This window comes from Kineosporia sp. NBRC 101731 (assembly GCF_030269305.1).
Taxonomy (GTDB): Bacteria; Actinomycetota; Actinomycetes; order Actinomycetales; family Kineosporiaceae; genus Kineosporia.
Map to the genome: position 1 here is coordinate 289,584 of NZ_BSTC01000009.1, position 23,484 is coordinate 313,067.

The following is a 23,484-nucleotide window of genomic DNA, read 5'->3' on the forward strand; positions in this document are numbered from 1 at the left end:
GACGACGAACGGCGGCGGGCCGGAGCCCGCCGCCGTCCATCATTCTGGTTCTTCTACTGACCGGCGGACACCGTCTCGCGGTGTCCCGACGGCGGACCGAGCTTCTCGAGCAGGGCCTCGCCCTCGATGTCGAGGTTCGGCAGCGCGCGGTCGAGCCACGTCGGCAGCCACCAGATGCCCTTGCCCGCGATAGCCATCACGGCGGGCACGATGAGCATGCGCACCAGGAAGGCGTCGGCGATGACGCCTACGGCCAGGCCGAATCCGATGGTCTTGATCATCACGTCGTCGCCGAGGGCGAAGCCCGCGAACACGCCGAACATGATGATCGCGGCCGCCACCACCACGCGGGCGCTGTGCGAGAAGCCCTCGATCACGGCCTGCCGGGCCTCAGTCCCGTGCACGTAGGCCTCGCGCATGCGGGTCACGAGGAAGACCTCGTAGTCCATGGCCAGGCCGAACAGCACACCGGTGAGCAGCAGCGGCAGGATGAACACGACCGGGGTGGTGACGTCCAGGCCGATCAGGTTGTTCAGCCAGCCCCACTGGAACACGGCCACCGTGGAACCCAGCGCGACCCCGACCGAGAGCAGGAAGCCCAGGGCGGCCTTGAGCGGCACCAGGATCGAGCGGAACACCAGCACCAGCAGGATGAACGCCAGACCGACGACCACCGCGAGGTAGAGCGGGAACACGTCGGTCAGTTTCTGCGAGATGTCCACGCCGACGGCCGTCTGGCCGGTGACCATGGCCCGGGCACCGGTGTCGCCCGGCAGTGACGCCAGGTCGTCGCGGATCGTGCCGACCAGTTCCTTGGTGGAGGAGTCGGCCGGGCCGCTCTTCGGGATCACCGTGATGCTCGCGAAGTCCACGGCCTGCAGCTGCTGCGACAACGCGCTCTGCACCGCGGCGTCCGGAGTGCCGGCCGGAACACCGGACAGCCCCACGCTGACCACGTCGCCCGAAATACCTTGCAGCGTGGTGAGGGCGCTGTTGGCCGCGCCGAGCGGGTCGGCCGCACCGGCCGTGTCGACGATGACCGTGAGCGGGCCGTTCGCCCCGGCGCCGAAGTTCTCGGCGATCAGGTTGTAGGCGATGTTGCTGTCACTGCCGGCCGGGGCGGTGGACTCGTCCGGGATCGCCAGCTCCATCTGGGTGACGGGGATGGAGATCACGGCGGCGAGGGCGACACCGAGCACCAGCGCGGGCCACTTGTACCGGCTGACCCCCTCGACCCAGCGGCGGCCGTTGGTGCGTACGCCGTCGTCTTCGGGGTCACGCTGCTTGAGGAACTTGATGCCGCCCTTGAGCACCCTCGGCCCGGCGAAACCGAGCAGCGCGGGCAGCAGGGTGAGGGCGATGAGCACGGCGATCGCGACCATGACCCCGGCCGCGATCCCCATCTGGGTGAGGAACGTGATGCCGGTGATGCTCAGGCCGACCAGCGCGATGATGACGGTGAGCCCGGCGAAGATGACGGCGGAACCGGCCGTGCCGACGGCACTTCCGGCTGCGTCCGGCAGTGATCGGCCGGTGCGCACCTCGTGCTGGTAGCGGCTCATGATGAAGAGCGCGTAGTCGATCCCGACCGCCAGGCCCAGCATCGAGCCGAGCGCGGGTGTGACCGAGCTGAGCTCCACGAAACCGGTCAGTGTGGTGATGCCCGCCGCGCCGATACCGACGCCGATGATGGCTGTCAGCAGCGGCATCCCGGCCGCTACCAGCGACCCGAAGGTCACCAGCAGCACCACGAGAGCCACGGCCACGCCGACGATCTCGCCGGTCGGGGCGGCGGCCTCGGCGGCCACGGCATCACCACCGAAGGCGGCGGTGAATCCGGCGTCCTGGGCGACCTCCTTAGCCTTCTCCAGGGCGTCCTTGTCCGCCGCGGTCACGTCGACCGCGGTCACGGTGTAGGAGAGGGTGGCGAGACCGACCTTCTTGTTCTCCGAGTACGTCACCGTGGTCAGCGGGTTGACGCCCTCGGTCTTCTGCACGTGAGCGGTCGCGGCCGCGGCCAGGGACGCGGAGATGACCTTCTGGTTCGCGTCCGTGTCGAGGGTCTGGCCCGGCGGGGCCTCGAACACCAGACGGGCCGTCGCGGCCTCTGCGTTGGTGCCGGGGCTGCGCTGCTCGATGAGGGCGAACGCGTCGGTCGACTCCAGCCCGGGCAGCGAGAAATTGTCGTTCGTCTGGCCGGCGAGGGTGGCCGAGCCTGCGCCCATGAGGACCAGGAGGGCGAGCCACACGGCCGTGACGATCCGGCGGTGGACGAACGACCACCTGCCCAGCCGGAACAAATGCCATGCCATAAAAGGCGCAACCTTTCGGGGGAAGGGGGAAAAGGTCACTACGCAGTCAGCAGTGACTGCCCGATCGGCACAGTATCCCGAAGTGGAAGTCACTACCAAGATGACTCTCGCTGTTAGTCTGCGCGTCATGGGGCTCAGGGAGCGGAACGCCGCGCGCACGCGCGAGATGATCATCGACACCGCGCTGTCCTTGTTCCTCGAGCACGGGTACGAGGCGACCAAGATGGAAGACATCGCCGAGGCCGCCGGGATCGGTACCTCCACGCTCTACCGGTACTTCCCGACCAAAGATCTGCTGATCATCGAGCCCCTCGCCTTCCGGGGAAAGCTGGCCGAGCGCCTGCGGAACCGGCCCGCCGACGAGCCGATCGACGTGGCCCTGGGCCAGACCATGCTCGGGCTCTTCGTCGAGCCCCGCGGTGACCGCGAACGCCTGCGGCGCATCAACTCCGTGGTGGAGAGCGCACCGGGCCCCCGCATGCGCCTGCTGGAGGAGTTCGTCAAGGAACGCGTGCTCCTGGAGGGCGCCATCGCCGAGCGCCTCGGTCGCGCGCCCGACGACGTCTACTGCGTGATGACGGCCCGGCTCGCCGCGGCCATGCTGGAGTACATCGCCGAGCTCACCTGGAACGTGCCCGGAGACGACAACGCCGTGGCCGAGCAGCACGTCCGCGATGTCTTCGCCTCGGTGACCTCCCAGATGTCCGCCGAACCCCCGGCGGTGCCCGTGCTCACAGCAGCGACCTGACCTCCGGGGCCGCGATGCCCTTCACCCCATCCCTCACCGCGGCCGCCGGGTCCGCAGCGAGCGGTGCAGGATCTGCGGGTTGCCCAGCCGACGACGCAGCTCCTTCTCCAGACCGGCGATCGGGTAGAGGTTCTGCGGTGCGCGCGGATCCTTGATCTCGCTGCTCGCGTACCGCACCAGCACGGCCTGGCTCAGGTACGCCAGCTCGACGGCCTCGGTCACGGCCAGGTCGGCGCTGCACTCCACCCGCACGATCCCGGCCCAGGGCGCTCCCTCGCGGTAGGGCAGACGCAGGTACCAGGAGAACCGTTTCCAGTTCGTGCCCATCCGGAAGACCGGTGTGCGCTGCCCGGGTTCGAGCTGCGCGACGAGCCGGTTCTGTTCCACTTCCAGGTACCGGCTGTGATGGGTCTTGATGTAGCCGAGGGTTCGGGGGAGGTGCTGCCGGCCACGCAGCGGGCCGTCGACCACCAGCAGGTCGCCCTCCTGCTGAGAGGGGTCGAGCTGGTCGCGGGCCGCCACGGCCGTCACCACCTCGAGATCGGCCAGACGCTGTTGCAGCTCGGCCGACAACAGCTGCGGCAAAGGGGTGGCCGGGTCTGCGTCGGTGATGTGCGCCTGATAATTCCCGCCGGGGGCGTCGATGGTCGAGGCGGTGACCGCCGTGGTGAACAGTCCCCGCCGGATCTGGCTGCCCACGACCCGGGCGGTGTTCCCGGCCGCAGTGTGCTGGCACAACGTCACCCCGGAGGCGTACGACGCGCAGAGACCGAGCGCGGCCCCGTCGTCCAGACCGTCCCCGCCGTCCAGCTCTTCGGGCTGGCTGATCCAGATCCGGGCGTCCACACGCCGCACCCCGTCCACGAAGAGCACGGTCTGCGGATGCTTCACACCCGGTCGAGGGGAGACCGCGCGCCACCGGTCGGCCGGGACCTCGATGTCCACCTCGAGCTCGGCCTCCGAACCGGCCAGCCCGTCCTGCTCCTCGGTGGCGAAGGTCGTGCCGTAGCTGGGATCCCATGCCTCGACCGAATAGGTCATGGGGACGGTGATCGTCACAGGTTCTGCCTCTCCACCCTCGAAGTCTGAGCATCTCGCCGCACGTTGAACCGCACGGGCACCCGGTCGGCCAGCGCCGGCACGTGCGTGATCACGCCGACCATCCGCTCGCCCCGCGCCAGGTTCTCCAGCGTGCCCGCCACCGTCTCCAGCGTGTCGGGGTCGAGCGTGCCGAAACCCTCGTCCAGGAAAATCGAGTCGAGCCGCGCACCGCCCGCGCTGGAGAGCTGCGACATCTGCGACGACAGGGCCAGCGCCATCGCCAGACTGGCCTGGAACGTCTCCCCACCGGACAGGGTCTTCACCGAACGCCGGGCGTCCGCGTCGGTGTGGTCCACCACCACCAGATCGCCCTTGTCGTCGTGGTCCAGGTCGAACTGCCCGTTGGACAGGCGCAGCAGGGTGTCCGACGCCTCGATCACCAGACTCTCCAGCGCCGCCGTGGCCAGCCAGCGCGGGAACTTGTCGGTGCGCAGCAGGTCACCGAGCATCTTCGCGACGTGTGCGTTCTGATCCTGCGTCTCCCGCTCACCCACCACGGCCGCGGCCTGCGCCCGCCGCTCCCGGATCCGCTCCAGCGCGGCCCGGGCCTCGGCGTGCGCACCGGCCACGGCGGCCGGCGCGGTGGTCGCCAGGTCGTCGCCGGTCACCGGGATCGCGTGCTGCTGGAGGACGCCCATCAGCTCACCTCTGAGGGCCCCGACCTGCTCCCGCCGGATGCTGGTGGCCTCGCTAGCCCCGGTCAGCTCGGTCTCCCGGGCGTCCGCAGCCGCTGAACTCCAGGCCGTCAGACCGGTCCACGCCTCCAGCAGCCCTTCGGACGTCAGCTCCGGAGCTCCCAGTTGCACCACCTCGTCACGGGCGCGGCGCAGCCCCGCCCAGCCCTCACCGAGCCGGCCGTCGAGGTCACGCAGCTTCCGCTGAGCCTGTTCGCGGCCCTGGCGGGCCGAACGCAGGGCAGCGTCGGTCTGCCGGGCCGCCACCTCCAGGGCATCGATCTGCCGGATCTGCTCCCGCGCGGAATCTTCCGCCGGTGCGTCCACGAGATCGGCTGTCAGCCGGGCGATGCGCTGCTCGGCCTGCCGCACCCGCTCGCGGATCCGTTCGGCCCGGGCCAGCACGTTCGACTCGGCCGTCCGGGCCTTCCTCAGCTCGGCCTCGCCCGCCTCCAGCTCCTTGCCGGTGCTCTGCCGTTCGGCCTCGGCCCGCTCCAGGTCGAACCGGGCCGCGGCGAGCTCCGTGGCCAGGACCCCGGACCGCTCCGAGGCCCAATCGATCAGCCGGTGCCAGGCCTCGACCAGCGAAAGAGCCTCGACCGCAGGAGCTCCCATGGCCACCAATGGATCCCGCGCCCGCCCCAGCTCACCCCGGATCCGGGCTTGCGCGGCGGCCAGCTGCTCTGCCTGCCGACGCGCCCCGTCGGCCCGGGCCCGGGCCTGCCGCACCAGGCGGCCGGACTCGCGCTGCCGGGCCTCGAGCGCCTCCAACTCACCCAGCAGCCGCTGCGCGGTCAGAAGATCAGGACACGCCCGGGGGACGTTGACCCGCAGTTCCTCCATCCGGCGCTTCGCCGTCTCCACCTGCGACTGCGCCGAACTCTCGGCCCGCGCAGCCGTGTTCCAGCGCGCCCGCGCCTTCTCGAGCGCACCCTCGGCCGAGACGATGAGCGCATCGGCAGCAGCGAGTTCGGCGTCCGCCGCCGCGAGACCCGGGTGACCGGCCGCCCGGGCGCCCGGACCCACCGTGTCCACCTTCGCCGGCGTCTCGATGGACGCAGAGACGACCCTGGGCACCACGGCCACGTTCTGCGCGCAGACCGGACAGTCCTCGCCGGCCACCAGATGCCCGCGCAACGTCGAGGCCGCGTGCCGCAGCTGCGCCTCGTCACGCCGCTGCCGGGCCTCACGCACCGCCGCGACGCCCTGGTCCACCGCGGCGGAGGCCTGCTGGGCCGCCTCCCGGGCCTTCTCGGCGTGGGCCTCGAGCTCCGCCAGCCGCCCGCCGAGCGTGGCGAGCTCTTCCAGCGTGACCTGGGCCCGCTCCAGCGGCACCCGCGGGGGACCGGCCTCGATCGCGGCCGTCGCCGCCTCGTCGGCCTTCTCCGCCTCGGCCAGCTCGGCCGTCGCCGACTCCAGAGCGGTACCGGCACTCGTCAGATCACGGTCCAGCTCGTCCAGACCCGACGGCAAGGACGGTCGCGTCAGCAGCTGGTGCTGGGCCTCCAGATCCCTCACCCGGCGCCCCGCCTCGTCGGCCGTGCGCGCAGCCCGTTCGGAGGCGGTCTGGGCCTGCAGGTACTGAAGCTCCGCCGCCGTCACCAGATGCCCGGCCGCCACGTGCTGGTCGTGGGCCTGCGCCTGCGCCCCGCTCAGCGAGGGCAGTTCCACGGTGAGAGCGCCCAGCTCGGTGCGGTCCTTGACCGTCCGCTCCAACGGACCGCGGGCAGGAGCCGCCGAGAGCTGTTCCCGCGCGGCCGTGTCCGCCGCCTCGGCCGTGGCCTCGGCCGCGCTCGCGATGGAAGCCGCAGCCGACGCCTCGGACACCGCGCGGTCGATCTGCGACACCCCGTCGGGCACGACGATCGCGGCCAGCCGGTCACGTTCAAGCCCGAGCCGCTCCTGCGTGCGCAGCGCCTCGGTCAGCGCGTCCTGCGCCGCGGCCAGTCCCGGAAGCGCAGCCCGGACCTGGTCGACCAGCCCGGAGACCTGCTGCTCCCGGGCGGCCGCGGCCGTCTCGGCCTCGGCCGTGGCGTCTCCGAGCTCGGTCAGCTGCCGGTCCAGGTGCTCCACCCGGTCGCGGGCTGACTGCGCCCGCTGGTTGGCCTCGCCCCGGATCAGCTCGTAGTGCTCGGCCCCGATCAACCGCAGCAGGATCTCCTGCCGGTCTTTCGGGGTGGAGTGCAGGAATTCGGCGAAGGCATTCTGCGGCAGCACCACACACTGCCGGAACTGCTCGAACGTCAGGCCCAGCAGCTTCTCGACGGCCTCGGTGACCTTGCTGTCGGCGGCGATCGACACCGTGTTCTCGTCCGGATCTCCCCGGCTCTCCAGCGACGGCAGCCGTTCCAGACGCTGGTTCTTGGCGCTGATCGAGGCGCCCGTACGCCGCACCTCGCGCGCCACCACGTACCGGTGCCCGGCCAGCTCGAACACCAGCCGCACCACCGCCCGGTTGCCGTGCGGCGACAGCGCCATGCTGACCGCGTTCTTGCGTCCCCACCGCGGTGCCGACCCGAACAACGCGAACGTCATCGCGTCCACGATCGTCGACTTGCCCGAACCGGTGGGCCCGACGATCGCGAAGTAGTCGGCCTCCTCGAAATCGACCAGGGCGCGCTCCCGGAACGAGGCGAAGCCCTCCATCTCCAGCAGGACGGGCCTCATGCCGACAGCTCCGCGCCGTCGGCCGCGTCAGAGGCCGTCACCTCGTCGCTCAGCTGCGCGAACAGCCGCGACACCGCATCGTCTTTCGCCCCGGACTGTTCCATGTACCGCTCGAACAGCTCCTGCGGGCTGCCCGTGGTGCGGTCACGGTGCCGTGCGGAACGCTCGGCCGACCCAGTGAACTCCGGATCGATGCGCACCTCCAGCGCGTTCGGCAGTACGTCGCTGACCGCCTCGCGCAGCCCGGCGCGGGCCGGCTCCCGCACCAGCACCCGCAGGTAGTCGTCACCAAGGTCTCCGGCCATCGCCTCCAGCTCGGCCACGGTGCCGTTCACCGTGCGCAGCCGGCGGGCCGAGGTGATCGGCACGTCGGTGACCTTGGCCGGGGTCGACGCCGTGGCCTCGACGATGCAGACCACCGACGGATTGTCCTGCTCCCCGAAATCCACGGCGAGGGGAGAGCCGCTGTACACCACCGGGCAGGCCGCGGGCAGGGTCTGCCGCCGGTGCAGGTGGCCCAGCGCGGCGTAGCTGCACTCGGCCGGGAACACGGTGGCCGGCACCGAGTACTCGAAGATGGACTGGGCCATCCGCTCACCGCCGCCGAACGCCCCGTTGGTCATGGTCAGATGGGCCATCGCGAGATTCACCGTGTCGTCGTGGAACTCGCCGCACAGGGCGCCCAGGATCTCGCGCACCATCTGGTCGTAGGCGCCGGAGCTCTCCGCGGGCGTCTGCGTCATCAGGTGGGCGGCCCGCACCGCATACCTCTGGGACAGGAAGGGCAGCAGGGCCACGGCGGCGTCCTGCCCGTCGGACCGGGCCTTGAATTTGACCACACCGCCGGATCCGGGCGGCCGGATGTTGCCCAGCAGAGTGATGCCGGCCCGGCCCATCAGCGGCCGGTAGGCGTCGAAACTGCCTGGATGATCGTGGTTCCCGGCCAGCGCGATGACCTCACACCCCAGGTCGCGCAACGACATCAGCGTGCGCACCACGAGCTGCTGCGCACTCGCGCCCGGCACCGCGTTCTCGTACAGGTCTCCCGAGACCAGCACGGCGTCGACCTCGTGGTGACGCGCCACCTCGACGATCTCGCGCAGCACCGCCTTCTGCTCGTCGAGCCGGTCACGGCCCTTGAGCTGCTTCCCGACGTGCCAGTCGGACGTGTGCAGGAACTTCACGGCGGCTCGACTCCTTACGAAAGAGCAGGATCAGAAGGGGGGTTCGTCGTCCTCGAAAGTGGGAGGAAGGCGGGTGAAGACACTGGGGGCCGGATCGGCGGTGCTGCCCCGACCCGAGGGTGCGGGTGGAGCCACGAGGTCTCCCGGGATGCACTCGGACAGCCGGGTGGCCCAGGCCGGGAAGGGGAACTCCACGGCCAGCGGCACCGGGATCTCCGGCTGGGTGACGAACATGGTGCCGGGTTTGGCCAGGGTGGCCCGCTGCCGCTGCGAGGGTGGCAGGAAGCCGTACTCCGGGCGGCTGGCCTCGGCCGGGTCGAGCCGGCCCACCACCTTGATACTGCTGTTGCTGATGATGCGGCGCTCCACCTCGCTGGCGGTCTGCTGGGCACCGATCAGGATGATGCCGAGAGACCGCCCGCGCTCGGCAATGTCGAGCAGCGTGTCTTTGATCGGGCTGTTACCCTCTCGGGGCGCGTACTTGTTCAGCTCGTCGATCATCGTGAACAGCAGGCTGCCCGTGCCGGAGGCCTCCTTGCGCCGGGTCTCGGAGGCCAGCACCACGCCCACCACGAACCGCTGACCCCGCTCCTGCAGGTTGTGCAGGTCGACCACGGTGATCTGCTGGCCCTCCGTGGACACGACGCGCTCGTCGGACTTCTGCAGATCGCCCCGCAGGATCTCGCGCAACGGCCGCACCGACGAGATGAGCCGCCGGATGAAGGCGTTCGCGGTGCCCTGCCCGATGGCCGGGCCGGCCCAGGTGCCGCGCGTGCTGTCGTCGCTGAGCTTCTCCACGACGAAGTCGACCAGGGCCTCGTAGGTGCGGATCGTCTTGCCCTCGATGGTCACCGCGCCGTCGACCCCGGCCGCCAGGGCCTCGAACTTCAGGCGGGTGGCCACGTTGTGCACGACCATCGTGTACTGATTGCGCTCGTCCTCGACGTCGGCGAACACGTACGGCAGCAGGCCGTCGGCGCAGAACTCGGCCAGGGTCCACCAGAAGGCGCAGACACCGCTGGTGCGGCCGGTGACGTGAGGACGGCCCGTGGGGTCTTGCGGGGTCGGGGGAGCGAAGAACCCCACCGACTCGAACGGCACCGCGGGCAGGCCCAGCCCGGCGTAGTCGGCACGCAGGTCGTCGTCCAGGCGCACGTTGGTCTTGTCGAGGAACAGCAGGTCTTCTCCCTTGACGCTGAACACCAGCGCCTTGGAGTTACGGCCGCCGCCCCCGAGCACGCCGGAACGGAAGATCGAGTGCATCAGCCACAGCGCGAAGCTGGTCTTGGTGGCGACGCCGGAGATACCGCTGATCGAGACGTGGGCGCCGCGCACACCGTTGAGGAACTCCAGGTTCAGGTACACCGGCTGCCCGTCACGGCCCAGCCCGACCGGAACCTTCTTGTCCATCTGGTCGAAGTACAGCGCCCGGGCCCGTTCCTCGCCCTGCGCCCGGCGCACCGGCTCACCCGGCCGCGGCGGCACGTAGACCTCGGGGTCGACGCGGGTGGTGGTGATCTCGGCGATCTCCTGCACCTGGGCCGGGAGCACGCCGTCGGCGATCAGGAAGACGTCGGAGCCGAAGCTGGCCCCCTCGTGCCGCGAGCGCACCTCGGTGACGATCCCCGACGTCATCACCGGCCCGACCCCGGGGATCAGGCGCTGGGTGACCACCACGTCGTCCAGCTGGAGGTAGGCGTCGGGTGCGACCGCGACGTGGAACTTCAGGGGTGTGGAGTCTTCGGTGCCGACCACCAACCCGACCGCGTCGCTCACTGGTGCATCCCTCGTTCCGTCAGGTCGTGCGTGCGTTGCTCTGTCTGTGCTCGGTCTGTCGAAAAGAGACTAGGGAAGACCACCGACAAGATGGCTCCGGACTCACCGGGAACACGGTCGTCAAAAGGTGCATTTCGGGCCGCTACGCTGAGGTGTATGACATCGCCGCAGGTGGAGACTCTGCTGTCGTCCCTGAATTCTCAGCGCGAACATGTGCTGGGAATCCTGGAAGGACTGCCGGAGGAAGACCTCCGAAGGCCGGCCCTGCCCTCCGGCTGGTCGTGTCTGGGCCTGGTGAGCCACCTGACCCACGACGTGGAGCGCTTCTGGTTCCAGGGCGTGGTCGCCGGTGTGAAGGAGGCGCAGGGGTCCGACGGCCATCCGGACTACTGGCAGGTGCCGGCGGGGAGTGAATCGTCCATCATTCTGGACGACTACCGAACCCACATCGCCCTCGCGAACGAGATCATCACCCGGACCGCGCTCGACCGGCCACCGGCCTGGTGGCCGGACTACTTCCCGGTGCGGCACCGCGACCTGCACGAGACGGTACTGCACGTGATCACGGAGACGGCCTGCCATGCGGGACATCTCGATGCGGCGAGAGAACTTCTCGACGGTCGCCGCTGGCTGGTGCTCTGACGGTGGTCAGGCCGTCGCCCGCCAGCTGTAGGTGGCGTCGGGCTCGTTCTCCTCGTTCCCGCTTCCGTCACTGCTCCCGGTCAGTTCGAACCCGTGCGCGCGGTAGAACGCGATCGCCTCGTGATTGCGCTGAAAAACGTTGAGGCGTAATACCGGGGCCACGTCACGGACGTGGTGCAGCAGCGCCGTCCCGATCCCGCGACGGCGGACCTCCGGGAGCAGGTACAGGCCTTCCAGCAGGTCGCCCTCGAGCACCGCATATCCCAGCACCCGGTCGTCGACCGCGACCCACACCTGGGAGCTGGGCAGGACGACGTGGGTGATCCAGGCCAGGGTCTCCTCGTCGCTGTGCAGGCGCGGCAGGTAGGGCATCGTCACCGCCCGGGAGACGAGATGTATCTCGGTGATGGCCTCGGCATCCGCGACGGTGGCCGGTCTGACCTGGACGGTCACGGTTTCTCCTTCGCACCGGAGGGCCACCACCAGTTGGCGGGGCCGAGAGCGGCGACCAGCGCCGGGGCCAGTATGCCCCGCACGATCGTCGCGTCGATGATGATGCCCAGGGCCAGACCGGTGGCGAGGATTTTCACGTCGGCGGTGGGGATCTGGCTCAGCGAGACGAAGGCCAGGAACAGGATCAGGGCGGCGCTGGTGACGAGGCGCCCGGTGCGGGCGACGCCGTGCACGGTGGCCTCGTCGGTGGTGTGGCCGGCATCGTGCTCCTCCTTGATGCGGGAGAGCAGGAAGACCTCGTAGTCCATGGACAGGCCGAACAGGAAGGCGAAGATGGCGATGGGGATCCAGACCGTCACCGCGCCCGAGGGCTGACGGTCGAAGAGCAGTTCGGTGCCGTGGCCACCCTGCCAGATCCAGACCGTGATGCCGAACGCGGCGCCCAGCGAGACGACGTTCAGCAGCAGGGCCTTGGCGGGCAGCACGATCGAGCGCAGGGCCACGGCCAGCAGCACGAACGTGACCACGACGATGGCGATGACGATCCACCCGGCGCTGCCGTACACGGTGTCGATGAAGTCCGCGTCCTGCGCCGGGATACCGCCCACCCGGGCTCCGAGATCCTCGGCGACCGTGCGAATCTCGGCGGCCACGGCGGCACCGGACGAGGAGTTGGCGTCGTCCTGCGTCCAGACGTCCACCACGGACTCCCCGGCACCCGAGCGCCACTGTCCGGGCGCGGCCACGCCGCCCACCCCGTCCACCGTCCGGATCTTCTCGACCACCTCGGACGGTGTGTCGGTCAGGATCTCGATCGGTGCGGAGAGCCCGGCCCCGGGACCGTTGCCGTCGAGGCTGCGGACGGCCGTGGCCGCCGGGCCCGACCCGGCGGCGAGCGCGTCGTTGGTGGCCTGGCCGAGCCGCAGCCCGAAACTCGGCACGGCCAGGATGATCAGGACGGCGGCGGACGCGATCGCGCAGACCCAGCGGTGGTGCACCACGAAACGGCCTACGCCGCGCCACAGTCGGCTCTCCGGATCGGTGGTGCGCCGGTGCGGCCAGCTCAGACGCCGACCCAGGATCAGCAGCAGCGCGGGCAACAGGGTGAGCGACGCCGCGACGCTGAGCACCGGGATGAGCAGACCGGTGTAACCGACGCTGCGGATGAAGGGCACCGGCACGGCGATGAGAGCCGCCAGACTGACGGCCACCGTGATGCCGGAGAACAAGATTGACCGTCCGGCCGTCGACATGGCCGTGCGCACAGCTTCTTCCGGGGTGGATCCGTTCCCCGTCTCCTCCCGCCAGCGGGTCACGAGCAGCAGGGCGTAGTCGATCGCTACGCCCAGGCCGATGAGGGCGAGAAGATATTGGACGACGAAACTGACGTCGGTGAGTGCGGTCAGTCCCCAGAGGATCAGGAAGGTTGTCAGGATCGAGGCGGCGGCGATGACCAGCGGCATCAGGGCCAGGAACGATCCGAACACCAGGGCCAGCACGATCGCGGCCCCGATCCCACCGGCGAGGGTCTCGGCGAGCGCGTTGCCGCCGGTGTCGCCCTCCGCGAAATTGAGCGCGTCCCGGCCGGTCACCACGACGGGCGTGCCCAGCTCCCGGGTGAGGTGCTCGGCGGCCGGCCGCAACTGCGCCAGTGCCGGGGCATAGGGCTGGTCCGCGGCGACGGGGATCGGATAGACCAGTACGACACCGGTTCTGCCGTCGTCCGCCAGCAGGTCGCTCTGATCGGCGTAGGTCGCGACCCGCGCTCCCGGCGCGGCCTTCGCCACAGCCTCCGCGATGGGTGCGGCCGCCGGTACCTCGCTCGACCCGTCACCCACCACGAGCAGCACCGGAGCCCCGACACCCCCGGACCCGAACGTCTTCAGGATGTCGACGTTGGCCTCGTACCCCGGCTGCCCCGGAAGCCCGAAGTCGAAGGTCAGCCGCTGGGTGGCCTGCGGCGCCGCGAACCCCCCGAGCGCGGCCAGCACGATCCACAGGGCCACCACCCACCAGCGTCCAGCGATCACCAGGCGGGAGAGGGCAGTCATGGGCGTTCCTCCGGCAGCGTCAGGGACTGGCCAAGATCACGTACTCACCACGGGCACGTTACCCATACCGACCCGGCGTTGCCCGCCGAGGACCGTGCGGGTGCCGTACACCCAGAGATGTATCAGGGGTCCGATCTCCGGGCTGACGATTTCGCCCCCGTGGATTCCTACCGTTGCGGACATGATTTCCTGCAGGCACCTGACGAAGCATTACGGCGGCAGGACCGCTGTCGAAGACCTGAGTTTCGATGTCCGGCCCGGCGTGGTCACGGCATTCCTCGGACCGAACGGGGCCGGCAAGTCAACCACCTTGCGGCTCATGCTCGGACTGGATCACGGCGAGGGTGTCACCACGTTCGACGGCCTACGTCTGCGCGAGGTGGACGATCCGGCTCGCACCGTCGGTGCAGTACTCGGCGACCGCTTCTGGCATCCGGGCCGCACCGCACGAAATCATTTGCGCATGCTCGCCATCGGGGGCGCCATACCCGAGCGACGGGTGGACGAGGTGCTCACCCGGACCGGGTTGTCCGACGCGGCGGACCGGCGGCCGGGCGTGTTCTCGACGGGCATGGCGCAACGATTGAGCCTGGCCGCGGCACTGCTCGGCGATCCGGGCGCGATCATTCTCGACGAGCCGGAGAACGGGCTTGACCCACAGGGCATCCATTGGCTGAGAACCCTGCTGCGCAGCCTGGCGGACGAAGGACGCATTGTGCTCGTGTCCAGTCATCAGCTCGCCGGGGTGGAGACAGTCGCGGACGACGTGGTGGTGCTGGGGCGTGGCCACGTCCTGGCCCAGGGAGGTATGGCGCAGTTCGTGTCCGGGACCGGTGCCCCGGGACTCGAAGAGGCCTATCTGCGGGTCACGGAAGGAGCCGTGGAATATGTCGCGGAATCGGGGGACCGGCATGTCTGACCAGCTGCGACATCAGTTACGGCCCGCGTTGGCGATGGAGTGGTACCGCCTGCGCACCCTGCGCAGCACCTGGCTGATCACCGGTCTGTGCCTGGCCTCGTCGGTCGGGCTGGCCTTCGCGGTCGTCATGGTCCACGACGGGCCGTTCGACGCCGATCTGGCCCGGTCGGTGCTGAACCCCGGGCAGCCAGCCCCGCTGGCCGTCCTGCTGGGCACGCTCGGGGTCCTGGCCTGGGGACACGACCACCGGTACGGCACGATCAGACCTCTTCTGACTCTCCTGCCCGACCGTCGTGTCCTGGCACTCGCCCGCACCCTGGTCATGACGGCTTACTTACTCAGCGTCGTGCTGGTGTGTGAGGCAGCGGCCTGGATCGCCGGAGTGCTGGCGACAGGCGGTGGCCTGGCCCGCTTCGCCTCCGACGGCCTGGTGCAGCGCAACGGTCTGGGTATGGTGGTGTTCGGCCTGGGGATCGGCTGGTTCGGTCTCGCGCTGGGCGTCTTGCTTCCCTCGCTGCCGGCGGCGATCGCGACGTACGTGATCTACCCGGCCGTGGTCGAGCCGATGGTGGCGATGCTTGTCGGTCAGGCGCATGAGGAGGCGCGACTCTGGCTGCCCTTCACGAGTTTCGGGTCGCTCATCGGAGTGGACGAGGGTGGGCCCTCGCCGTTCGTCGCGGCTGCGCTGTTCCTGGGCGTGATGATACTGCTCAACGTGGCCGGACTGGCCCGATTCCGTACCCGCGACGTCTAGGCTCGGGACATGAGCGACTGGCTACGCCGGTTCATCCGTGACCACCCCGTCCTGCCTGATCTGATAGTGGTGGCTACTGCTCTGGTCGCGGCCGGGGCCTCGGTGTACTACGTGGCCGAACAGATGGGATGGGGCTGGGCCCTGCCCCTCGCGATCGCGCCTGCGCTCGCTCTGTTCCGGCGTCGTCAGGAACCTTTCGCCGTGTTGGGAGTCGGGGTCGCGGCGGAGCTGGTGCAGTGGGTGTTCGGGCTTCCGGTCAACGGGGCACAGGTTGCTCTCCTGCTCAGCCTGTACACGATCGCCCGGTGCGAACCGGCCCGCTCCGGCCGGGTCGCGCTCGGGGTGTGCCTGGCCCTGGTCATGATCGCTCCGCTACGCCAGCCGTACCAGGGGCCGGTCAACACTGTTCTCCAGTTTCTCTGCGTGCTCGTGGTCTGGGTTCTCGGCACGAACGTTGCTCTTCGGCAGGGGTATCTGCGGGCTCTGGAAGAGAGGGCCTCCCGGCTAGAACTGGAGCGGGACACCGCGGTACTCACCGCCACGCTGACCGAGCGCGCCCGGATCGCTCGCGAGATGCATGATGTGGTGGCCCATCACGTGAGTGTCATGGTGGTGCAGGCCGAAGGGGCGAGCTGGGCTATTGACACGGCGCCGGACCAGGCGCGGGCCGCGGTCGTAACGATCGCCGACACCGGGCGGTCGACTCTGGCTGAACTCCGGCGTCTTCTGGGAGTGCTGAGAGGCAACGAGGGGAAATCCGCTGCGCCACAACCTGGTCTTGATGACATCCGGGCCCTGGTCGAACGGTTCCAGCTGAGTGGACTGAACGTCGGCCTCGAAGCAGGACCGGATCCGGAGTTGGTGCCGGAAAGTGTTCAGCTGGCGACGTACCGGGTCGTGCAGGAGGGATTGACGAACGTGCTGAAGCATGTGGGCGCGGGAACACCAGCCCAGGTGGCTGTTCGTCTCGCCGATGGGGAGATCCAGGTGGAGATCAGGAATGAGGGACGCGGAAGTCCGCCGATCGTCTCCGTCGATGAGAGGGCGGGTCACGGACTCATCGGGATTCGTGAGCGTGCTGCCCTTTTCGGTGGTCGGACGGACATCGGCCACGATCCGCACGGCGGTTTCGTCGTCCGGGCCTGGTTCCCGGTGGGCGTGGCATGATCCGGGTCGCGCTGGTGGACGACCAGGAACTCGTGCGCACCGGTTTCCGGATGGTGATCCAGGCTCAATCAGACATGGAGGTGGTCGGTGAGGCCGCGGACGGGCTGAAAGCCCTCGATCTACTGAGGGGTGTCCGGGCCGATGTCGTCCTCATGGACGTACGGATGCCCCATCTGGACGGGGTCGAGACCACCCGCCGCCTGCTCGGAGCCGGAAGCGCACCGCATGTCATCATCCTCACCACTTTCGACCTGGATGAGTACGCCTACGCCGGGCTCCAGGCCGGAGCGAGCGGCTTCCTGCTGAAAGACGTTCCCTCGGCCGAACTGCTGTACGGGGTCCGGGCTGTGGCCGGTGGTGACGCCATCGTCGCCCCGAGCACCACCCGCCGCCTGCTGGAGCATTTCGTGCCGCAGTTCGATGCTGCAGCCGGGGCGCATCAGCACCGCGGTGCCCGGCTCGATCTGCTCACCGAACGGGAGCGCGACGTTCTGGTCCTGATGGCGCGGGGCCTGCCGAACAGCGAGATCGCCGAGTACTTGGTGATCGCGGAGGCTACGGCCAAGACCCACGTGCACCGCATCCTGACCAAACTTGGTCTACGCGACCGGGTGCAGGCTGTGGTGCTCGCGTACGAGACCGGGCTGGTCCGCCCGAGCGGCTGACGGCCGGCCGGTTACGGCAACCGAGAGGACGCAGGAACTGCAGCCCACCACCCGGCCAGTACCCCGGGCGGGACGGGCCGGGAGAACAGGAAGCCCTGGCCGTACCGATAACCCAGTTCCTGCAGGAGGCGGCACTGTTCCTCGGTCTCGATGCCCTCGGCGACCGAGGCCAGGTCCAGGGCGTTGGCCATCTGGCTCACGGCGGTGGCGACCGCGGCCTGCCGGCCGACGGTGGTGATCGACTCCACGAACGAGCGGTCCAGCTTGAGCGTGGTGACCGGGCAGGTGAGCAGCAGGCCGAGCGAGGAGGCCGCAGTACCGAAGTCGTCCAGGGCGAGCCGGACGCCCATCTCGCGCAGGCGGAGCATCGCGTCGGTGGACTCCTGGTCGCCCAGGACGGCGGTCTCCGTCACCTCGATGCTGAGGTTGGCCGCCGACATCTCGTTCTCGGCGAGCACCTTCAGCACCTCGTCGACGAACGTTCCGGTGCGCAGCTGACGACCGGCGACGTTGACCCCGATGACCAGGTGGTCGGCCTGGGGGTGGGCCTGCCGCCAGGCGGCGCCCTGGCGGCAGGCCTCGCCGAGAGCCCAGCGCCCGATGGGCACGATCAGCCCGGACTTCTCGGCCAGCGGGATGAAGTCGGAGGGGTTGATCAGGCCGCGGGTGGGGTGTTGCCACCGGATCAGGGCCTCGACACCGGTCATCTCCATGTCGTCCAACCGCACGATCGGCTGGTACTCCAGGGTGAACTGTCCTTCGTCGAGAGCGGTGGACATCTCGCGGACCAGGTCGGCCTCGCCGTTGATACGCATACCCATCTCGTCGGTGTACAGCGCCCACATGCCCTTGCCCCGCTGCTTGGCCTCGTACATGGCGATGTCGGCGTTCTTCAGCAGGGTCGACGGATCGAAACCGGTCTGGGCCACGGCGATGCCGATGCTGGCCCGGACGGCGACGCTGTGCTCGAGCACGTCCACGTCGTCGGCGAAGTTGCGCAGGATGTTCTCCGAGACCGAGAGGGCATCGCTGAGACCCGCGGCCGGCAGCAGTACCGCGAACTCGTCACCGCCCAGCCGGGACACCAGGTCGCCGGGCCGGACCGCTCCCTCGAGCCGCTGGGCCACCGAGACCAGCAGGGCGTCACCCGCGGCGTGGCCCATGGTGTCGTTGACCGTCTTGAAGTCGTCGAGGTCGATGAGCAAGACCGTGTGGGGCAGTTCCGGAGGGAGCAGACCCATCTCCTCCTGGAACCGCGTGCGGTTGACGAGGTCGGTGAGGGCGTCGTGCGTCGCCTGATAGCGCAGCAACGCGTCCTGGCCCTTCAGATCTCCGAGCGCGACGTCGAGACGCCGGATGAGACGGGTGTTGTCCTGGAAGGCGATCAGCTGCCGCCCGGCCACCAGGGCGGTGATCACCATGACGCCGGTGATCGCTCCCCACAGCTGGATGGACACGTCGGAGGGGAGCACCAGGAAGAACATCACGAAGGTGAACGCGACCATGCTGTACGGCAGCAGGCTGTAGGGCCGGCGCTTGGGGCGCGGTTCGTTGCCCGAGATCCGGACCGTGACCTCCTGGATACGGGGGCCCACCGCGATCAGGAGCGAGGGCATCAGCCGGATGGCGAAGGCGTACGGCTGGTCCTGCTGGTCGAAGAGATTGAGCAGGAAGGTGCTCAGTCCCTGGACGATCGGGGCGGCGACCATCGGCCAGGCGGCGATCCGGTCCATCGGCGGTGCGGGGCACAGGGCCACCTTGGTCGCCGCGAACGCGGCCACGATCACCAGGGCCACGGTGAGACTGGCGGTAGCCCGGTCGGTGCTGCGGTCGATCGGGTTGACCGCGAAACACCAGGCCAGTACGGCTCCGCCGACCAGGACCGTGGCCGAGTCCATCCAGAAGATGACCTTCTCCCGGCCCGACTGCGGCCCCTGGGGGAAGATCAGGCAGGCCAGTACGTTGCTCGACATACCGACTGCGAAGAACGCGCTCTGGACGGCACCGCCGTCCATCGAGGGCCGGTCGAGACCGAGCACCATCGCCGACGCCTGATAGCTGTCGCCGATGGTGAAAGCGGTGCCGGCGAAGGCGATGAACGACCAGAAGCGCCGGTACCGGACCGGTGCCAGGTGCCGGAGACGCCACGCGCCGACGGCCAGCGCCGCGTCCATCGGGAGCTGGCCGATCCAGTAGATCTGGGCCCGGCGGGTGACATCGCCGGGAAAGGCCAGGAACAAGAAGGCGAGCACCAGGGTCAGGGCCACCAGCGCGCGCAGCACCGGATCACGCAGGAGACTGGTCAGCGGACGCAGCGGTACAGCCTGCTCAGCCACCGTCGAGTCCTCCTCGCGAATACCTATGCCCCACGTCATCGGCTTCCGCACCGTGATTCTTGACATCTCAGGCACGGAACGGGCCCCTGGCGTCCTGAAGGATCGGGGACGGGTGTCCGTGCATGAGTTCCTCTCCCACCGGGCGTGTTGCTGAGGCAACTAGTTCCGGGCGATCCATCGACCGGAGACCGGCGGTGTTGAGTCGTCACCGTCTCCCTGAAGGGCGGACACCCAGATGGACCAGTATGTCACTCTGGGTCAGAACGCCCAGGTCGACGGTTCTCGAGGGTTATGCCGGTAACTGCCCTTAAGTACTATGGGCGGCTCCTGAGATGGGGGAGGGCCATGATGAAGGGGCAGTTCAGTGTGCTCGTGGGGGAACTACGAGCATCCGGGGGCAAGGCCGAGTCGGCGGCCGGTGTGGTCGGCAAGCTCGATCCCGGCAGTGAGCTGGAATCGGCGGGGAAGGGGATCCCCGGTGCCGACAGCATCACGGCGCTGACCCAGGTGGGCAGCAAGTGGGAGAGCCACCTCACGTCCTGGCGCGACCAGATGCAGACCTTCGGCGAGCACCTGGACGTCGCGGCCGACGACTACCAGCGAGGGGACGACGTGGGCGCCGAAGAGTTCTCGAAGCTGGTTCCCGGGGGTCCCTGAGAGCGGCGCACGTCCTCGTGGCAAGGGGGCGTGCGCGATGTGTACACCTGGTACAAGCGGTACCGGATGTACCAGGTGTACACATGGCGAACCCGGCCACCCGGGATCGGCCGACCTCGAGGGCCCCGCCCTACGGGTGAAGGGGCGAGGCGGAAGAAGAGCCCTCAGTTCTCCGGGATCACGGTGTCGAACCGCTCCGGACGCGGGACGTCCGGGTCCGGGCCACTGCGCACGCCGGCGTCGAGGGCGTCGATCGCGGCCAGGTCCGGCGCGGACAGCTCGAATTCAGTCGACCTCGACCCGCTCCCGGCGGCGGTGCTTCATGGCGTAGAGCCCCTCGTCGGCCCGGGTGCTGAGGTGCTCGGCCGATTCTCCCGGCCGTCGTTCGGCAGACCCCACGCTGAATCCGACCCCTTCCGGGTACGACCAGGCGGCCGAGAGCCGGTCCAGGATCGCCCGGGCGACCTCCGAACTGCCGCGCGTCAGCACGGCGAACTCGTCGCCACCGATCCGGCAGGCCAGGTCGGTGTCCCGCACGGAGGCCGTCAGCGACGAGGCGAAGGCCTGAAGCACCCGGTCCCCGGCCGAATGTCCCTGGGTGTCGTTGACCCCCTTGAAACGATCCAGGTCGAACAGCAGAAGGAGGGCGTCGTCCTCCAGGTTCGCCATGGCCTGCTCGAAGGCCCGCCGGTTCGAGACCCCGGTGAGCGGGTCCGTGGTCGCGGCCCGGTCGAGCTCCTCCACGTGCCGCACCCGCATCAGTACCGGCCCGGCCTGCAGCGAGAGCAGTTCCATCACCTGGGCGTCGAAGGGGTCCAGCTCGTTCACCGGCCTCGTCCAGAAGGCCACCATCACCCCGGCCAGCTGGTCGACGACCTCGACCGGGAGGAAGAGCGCCGAGGCCCAGCTCGTTTCGTTCCCGGTCGTCGGCAGGCTCACGGGAGAGTGCCGGGCATCGGGGACGAACAGGGGACGCCGGTCCCGGGTGACGGCACCGATGCCCGACTCGGGTGGGTGGTCACCGGACTGCACCGCGGCCACTTCCGAACCGAGCCCGGCGCCGCCCCGGGCGGTCAGCGAGGTGTCCCGCGCACTCGGCGGGCCGAACCGGTCGGCCACCAGGGTCACGACCCCGTCGGCACCGAGCAGGTCCAGCGCCTGCTCGCTGACCAGGCGGGCGGCCTCCGACTCGGAGTGGGCCGAGAGCAGTGGCCGCACCCCGGCGTGCAGGTGCTCCAGTTTCACGCGTTGCCGGTGCTGAGCCGCCATCGCGGCGGCGATCAGCTCACCGATCAGGGCGGCGAACAGGATCGTCCCGGTGATCTCGACCAGGCTGTCGCGTTGCAGACCGAACCCGGCGACCGCCGCCAGCAGGGCCAGACTCACCCCGGCCACCTTCGCGGTCTGCCCCGGTCTCAGCACCAGCCCGGCATACCCCAGGGCCAGCAGGTAGATCGCCTGGTAGTGACCGAGCATGTTCGAAGAGCCGGAGCCGAGCGTGGTGAAGAAGGCGCTCGGCAGCACCGGCCAGATCAGCACCGAGTCGGGAACGCGCTGCCAGGGCAGCACCATCAGGGTGAGGGCCACCACGGCGACCGCGATCGCCACGACCGTCTGCGACACCGGCGGATCGGGCGTCTGCCAGACGATCAGCGCACCGTAGACGGCGCCGCCCAGGTAGAGACAGGCCCCGATCCGCCCCTTGCGCTGCCGCTGGGAGTCGGCGTCCAGTCCTGCGGCGAACCAGCGACTGAGACTCCCGAACAGACCCGTTGCCGCGCGTCGGCTGGCTGCGCGGTCCTGGCTCACCAGGTGCCTGTCGGCCTGGCCGCTGAACATTCAAGGATCTTGCCGACCTCAGGCCACCCAGTGGTGCGTCCCGGTCCACAGGCGTTAGATGAAGGGATCAAGGCTAGGGTCGGCCGTCCTCGCCTACGGGGTCGTCGTCCTCAATCCCTGGTCGATGAACCGCACCATCCAGGTGAAACTGTCGTCGACGTCGATGCCGATCCGAAAGCCGCCGGTCGCCTCCAGGATCGCGAAGCCGTGAAGAATGCTGCGCAGCAGCCGCAGTACGTGGATCTCCTGATCGGGATCGAGCCGGTACCCGCGCAGCATGGCGGTCCAGGAGGCGAGCAGCCGGTCGACGGCCGGGTGGAGCGGGTCTTCGGCCCCGTTCGGCCGGGCCACGTTGCCTGCCGTGTACCGGCCGGGGTGTTTCAGTGCGTACGTGCGCATGGCGTTCGCGCCGGCGACCAGGGCATCGCGACCGGCTCGTCCCCGGGTGGCCTCACCGATCGTGTCGGCGATCTCGGTCATCGCGAGAACCGCGATCCGGTGGGAAAGATCGGCCTGGCCGGTGACGTGCTTGTAGAGCGAGGGCGCCTTCACCCCGAGGCGTTCGGCGAGCAGGCCCATGCTGAGCCGGTCGAAGCCGACCTCGTCGGCCAGCGCCGCGCCGGCCGCGGTGACCGAGCCCGCGTCGAGCCCGGCTCTAGGCAAGGGAGAGGTTCTTGGCCAGGAAGGGCAGGGCCAGGGCGACGACCTCGTCGGGGTTCTGCGCGTGCGGGTAGTGACCGGCGCCCTCGATGACGGCCAGTTCGCCGAGACCGGTGGGCAGGTCGGCGAGAATCTTCTCGCCCTCGGCGCGCGGGTCGACCCAGTCGGGGTCGAGGCTGCCCTGGATGACCAGCACCGGGCACGTGACGTTGGGCAGCTGCTCGCCCGCGTCCGCCGGGTTGGCCTTGCACATGGCCTGGAGGGCCTTCATCCGGCCGGGCTCGATCATTTTGGCGTCGATGCGCGCCATTTCGCTGTCCCAGTCGGCGGGCTTGGTCGGGTAGGCCAGGGTCAGGTACTTCTTCCAGGCGGACAGGCTTCCGAGGACGAGTGTCAGGCCCAGCTGGGTGGTGCCGGCCCGGTAGCGCTTCGACCGGAACAGCGCGCCCAGGGAGACCGACTGCTGGCGGGTGAACGGGGCCAGCTCGATGGTGCCGGTGATCAGCTCGGGTGCGGTGGCGGCGGCGATGGTGGCCGCGCCCCCGCTGATCGACTGGCCGATGATCACGGCCGGTCCGCCCAGGTGCCGCACCACGGCGACCAGGTCACCGGCGATGTCGGTGCGGCTGTAGCCGTCCCAGCCCAGGCTGGAGTCGCCGCAGCCGCGGATGTCGACGTTGGCGACCCGATATCCGGCGGCCACCAGGGCCGGGACCATGAAGCGGTAGGAGTGCCGGCTGTCGCCCATGCCGTGCGCCAGAACGACGAGGGGGCCCTCGCCGGTGACGTCGTAGGCGAGGGTGTTGCCGGCGATGTTCAGGTGCTCGGTCATGATGTCCTCCGTGGCGTCGGCTAATTCCGTTAGCTAAAAGCTAGTGG

Annotated in this window: 19 protein-coding genes; 7 read left to right on the plus strand and 12 right to left on the minus strand. The window is 69.5% G+C overall.

The annotated features are described in order from the left end of the window. Positions 1-53 precede the first annotated feature (53 nt). The gene (locus QSK05_RS24125; RefSeq protein WP_285599580.1) at positions 54-2,312 is read right to left on the minus strand and encodes an MMPL family transporter; all 2,259 of its coding nucleotides are present in this window, start codon (positions 2,310-2,312) and stop codon (positions 54-56) included. Between the two features lie 127 nt (positions 2,313-2,439). Between QSK05_RS24125 and QSK05_RS24130 the strand changes: the two genes are divergently transcribed. Next, the gene (locus QSK05_RS24130; RefSeq protein WP_285599581.1) at positions 2,440-3,060 is read left to right on the plus strand and encodes a TetR/AcrR family transcriptional regulator; all 621 of its coding nucleotides are present in this window, start codon (positions 2,440-2,442) and stop codon (positions 3,058-3,060) included. 33 nt (positions 3,061-3,093) lie between these two features. On the opposite strand, the gene QSK05_RS24135 is transcribed toward QSK05_RS24130, so the two are convergent. From QSK05_RS24135 to QSK05_RS24150, 4 genes are read right to left on the minus strand one after another with little or no spacing between them, the layout of a single operon-like run. After that, a complete protein-coding gene (locus QSK05_RS24135; RefSeq protein WP_285599582.1) occupies positions 3,094-4,119 on the minus strand; it encodes a hypothetical protein in 1,026 nt (341 codons plus the stop codon). Beyond that, the gene (locus QSK05_RS24140; protein WP_285599583.1) at positions 4,116-7,502 is read right to left on the minus strand and encodes an AAA family ATPase; all 3,387 of its coding nucleotides are present in this window, start codon (positions 7,500-7,502) and stop codon (positions 4,116-4,118) included. The genes QSK05_RS24135 and QSK05_RS24140 overlap by 4 nt, the downstream gene beginning before the upstream one ends. Further along, positions 7,499-8,686, minus strand: a complete 1,188-nt coding sequence (locus QSK05_RS24145; protein WP_285599584.1) for an exonuclease SbcCD subunit D — start codon at positions 8,684-8,686, stop codon at positions 7,499-7,501. The genes QSK05_RS24140 and QSK05_RS24145 overlap by 4 nt, the downstream gene beginning before the upstream one ends. 30 nt (positions 8,687-8,716) lie before the next feature. Next, positions 8,717-10,462 (minus strand): ATP-binding protein, encoded by a 1,746-nt coding sequence (locus QSK05_RS24150; RefSeq protein ID WP_285599585.1) that lies wholly within the window; start codon positions 10,460-10,462, stop codon positions 8,717-8,719. A gap of 156 nt (positions 10,463-10,618) precedes the next feature. Here QSK05_RS24150 and QSK05_RS24155 point away from each other — a divergent pair, with 156 nt between their 5' ends. Continuing rightward, the gene (locus QSK05_RS24155) at positions 10,619-11,104 is read left to right on the plus strand and encodes a DinB family protein (protein WP_285599586.1); all 486 of its coding nucleotides are present in this window, start codon (positions 10,619-10,621) and stop codon (positions 11,102-11,104) included. 6 nt (positions 11,105-11,110) lie between these two features. Here QSK05_RS24155 and QSK05_RS24160 read toward each other — a convergent pair whose 3' ends face one another. The 3 genes from QSK05_RS24160 to QSK05_RS24170 are packed head-to-tail and all read right to left on the minus strand — an operon-like array spanning position 11,111 to position 13,791. Further along, positions 11,111-11,557: a GNAT family N-acetyltransferase gene (locus QSK05_RS24160; protein WP_285599587.1), complete on the minus strand. Its 447-nt coding sequence runs from the start codon at positions 11,555-11,557 to the stop codon at positions 11,111-11,113. Then, a complete protein-coding gene (locus QSK05_RS24165; protein WP_285599588.1) occupies positions 11,554-13,608 on the minus strand; it encodes an MMPL family transporter in 2,055 nt (684 codons plus the stop codon). The genes QSK05_RS24160 and QSK05_RS24165 overlap by 4 nt, the downstream gene beginning before the upstream one ends. Positions 13,609-13,644: 36 nt before the next feature. Next, positions 13,645-13,791, minus strand: coding sequence for a hypothetical protein (locus tag QSK05_RS24170; RefSeq protein WP_285599589.1), 147 nt, complete (start codon positions 13,789-13,791; stop codon positions 13,645-13,647). On the opposite strand from QSK05_RS24170, the gene QSK05_RS24175 reads away from it, so the two are divergent. The 4 genes from QSK05_RS24175 to QSK05_RS24190 are packed head-to-tail and all read left to right on the plus strand — an operon-like array spanning position 13,790 to position 17,113. Then, positions 13,790-14,527, plus strand: coding sequence for an ABC transporter ATP-binding protein (locus QSK05_RS24175; protein ID WP_285599590.1), 738 nt, complete (start codon positions 13,790-13,792; stop codon positions 14,525-14,527). The genes QSK05_RS24170 and QSK05_RS24175 overlap by 2 nt on opposite strands. Then, positions 14,520-15,281, plus strand: coding sequence for a hypothetical protein (locus QSK05_RS24180; protein ID WP_285599591.1), 762 nt, complete (start codon positions 14,520-14,522; stop codon positions 15,279-15,281). Before QSK05_RS24175 ends, QSK05_RS24180 begins: the two co-directional genes overlap by 8 nt. A 9-nt stretch (positions 15,282-15,290) precedes the next feature. Beyond that, the gene (locus tag QSK05_RS24185) at positions 15,291-16,448 is read left to right on the plus strand and encodes a sensor histidine kinase (RefSeq protein WP_285599592.1); all 1,158 of its coding nucleotides are present in this window, start codon (positions 15,291-15,293) and stop codon (positions 16,446-16,448) included. Further along, entirely contained in the window at positions 16,445-17,113 is a 669-nt protein-coding gene (locus tag QSK05_RS24190; RefSeq protein ID WP_285599593.1) for a response regulator, read from the plus strand. The genes QSK05_RS24185 and QSK05_RS24190 overlap by 4 nt, the downstream gene beginning before the upstream one ends. A gap of 11 nt (positions 17,114-17,124) precedes the next feature. Here QSK05_RS24190 and QSK05_RS24195 read toward each other — a convergent pair whose 3' ends face one another. Further along, the gene (locus QSK05_RS24195; RefSeq protein ID WP_285599594.1) at positions 17,125-19,449 is read right to left on the minus strand and encodes a putative bifunctional diguanylate cyclase/phosphodiesterase; all 2,325 of its coding nucleotides are present in this window, start codon (positions 19,447-19,449) and stop codon (positions 17,125-17,127) included. A 348-nt stretch (positions 19,450-19,797) separates the two neighbouring features. On the opposite strand from QSK05_RS24195, the gene QSK05_RS24200 reads away from it, so the two are divergent. Next, positions 19,798-20,106, plus strand: a complete 309-nt coding sequence (locus QSK05_RS24200) for a type VII secretion target (RefSeq protein ID WP_285599595.1) — start codon at positions 19,798-19,800, stop codon at positions 20,104-20,106. Positions 20,107-20,391: 285 nt separating this feature from the next. Here QSK05_RS24200 and QSK05_RS24205 read toward each other — a convergent pair whose 3' ends face one another. The 3 genes from QSK05_RS24205 to QSK05_RS24215 form a co-directional block, all read right to left on the minus strand. Further along, entirely contained in the window at positions 20,392-21,945 is a 1,554-nt protein-coding gene (locus QSK05_RS24205; protein ID WP_285599596.1) for a sensor domain-containing diguanylate cyclase, read from the minus strand. A gap of 93 nt (positions 21,946-22,038) precedes the next feature. Then, positions 22,039-22,608 carry a TetR/AcrR family transcriptional regulator gene (locus QSK05_RS24210; RefSeq protein ID WP_285599597.1) on the minus strand — a complete coding sequence of 190 codons (570 nt, stop codon included), beginning with the start codon at positions 22,606-22,608 and terminating at the stop codon, positions 22,039-22,041. Beyond that, the gene (locus QSK05_RS24215) at positions 22,601-23,437 is read right to left on the minus strand and encodes an alpha/beta fold hydrolase (RefSeq protein ID WP_285599598.1); all 837 of its coding nucleotides are present in this window, start codon (positions 23,435-23,437) and stop codon (positions 22,601-22,603) included. Before QSK05_RS24215 ends, QSK05_RS24210 begins: the two co-directional genes overlap by 8 nt. Between the last annotated feature and the right edge of the window lie 47 nt (positions 23,438-23,484).

Bases quoted from the DNA above. Each gene is read 5' to 3' on its own strand.
- QSK05_RS24200 (WP_285599595.1), top strand. From the start codon at position 19,798: ATGAAGGGGCAGTTCAGTGTGCTCGTGGGGGAACTACGAGCATCCGGG.
- QSK05_RS24205 (WP_285599596.1), bottom strand. From the start codon at position 21,945: ATGTTCAGCGGCCAGGCCGACAGGCACCTGGTGAGCCAGGACCGCGCA.
- QSK05_RS24155 (WP_285599586.1), top strand. From the start codon at position 10,619: ATGACATCGCCGCAGGTGGAGACTCTGCTGTCGTCCCTGAATTCTCAG.
- QSK05_RS24175 (WP_285599590.1), top strand. From the start codon at position 13,790: ATGATTTCCTGCAGGCACCTGACGAAGCATTACGGCGGCAGGACCGCT.
- QSK05_RS24170 (WP_285599589.1), bottom strand. From the start codon at position 13,791: ATGTCCGCAACGGTAGGAATCCACGGGGGCGAAATCGTCAGCCCGGAG.
- QSK05_RS24190 (WP_285599593.1), top strand. From the start codon at position 16,445: ATGATCCGGGTCGCGCTGGTGGACGACCAGGAACTCGTGCGCACCGGT.
- QSK05_RS24125 (WP_285599580.1), bottom strand. From the start codon at position 2,312: ATGGCATGGCATTTGTTCCGGCTGGGCAGGTGGTCGTTCGTCCACCGC.
- QSK05_RS24185 (WP_285599592.1), top strand. From the start codon at position 15,291: ATGAGCGACTGGCTACGCCGGTTCATCCGTGACCACCCCGTCCTGCCT.
- QSK05_RS24130 (WP_285599581.1), top strand. From the start codon at position 2,440: ATGGGGCTCAGGGAGCGGAACGCCGCGCGCACGCGCGAGATGATCATC.
- QSK05_RS24165 (WP_285599588.1), bottom strand. From the start codon at position 13,608: ATGACTGCCCTCTCCCGCCTGGTGATCGCTGGACGCTGGTGGGTGGTG.
- QSK05_RS24180 (WP_285599591.1), top strand. From the start codon at position 14,520: ATGTCTGACCAGCTGCGACATCAGTTACGGCCCGCGTTGGCGATGGAG.
- QSK05_RS24215 (WP_285599598.1), bottom strand. From the start codon at position 23,437: ATGACCGAGCACCTGAACATCGCCGGCAACACCCTCGCCTACGACGTC.
- QSK05_RS24140 (WP_285599583.1), bottom strand. From the start codon at position 7,502: ATGAGGCCCGTCCTGCTGGAGATGGAGGGCTTCGCCTCGTTCCGGGAG.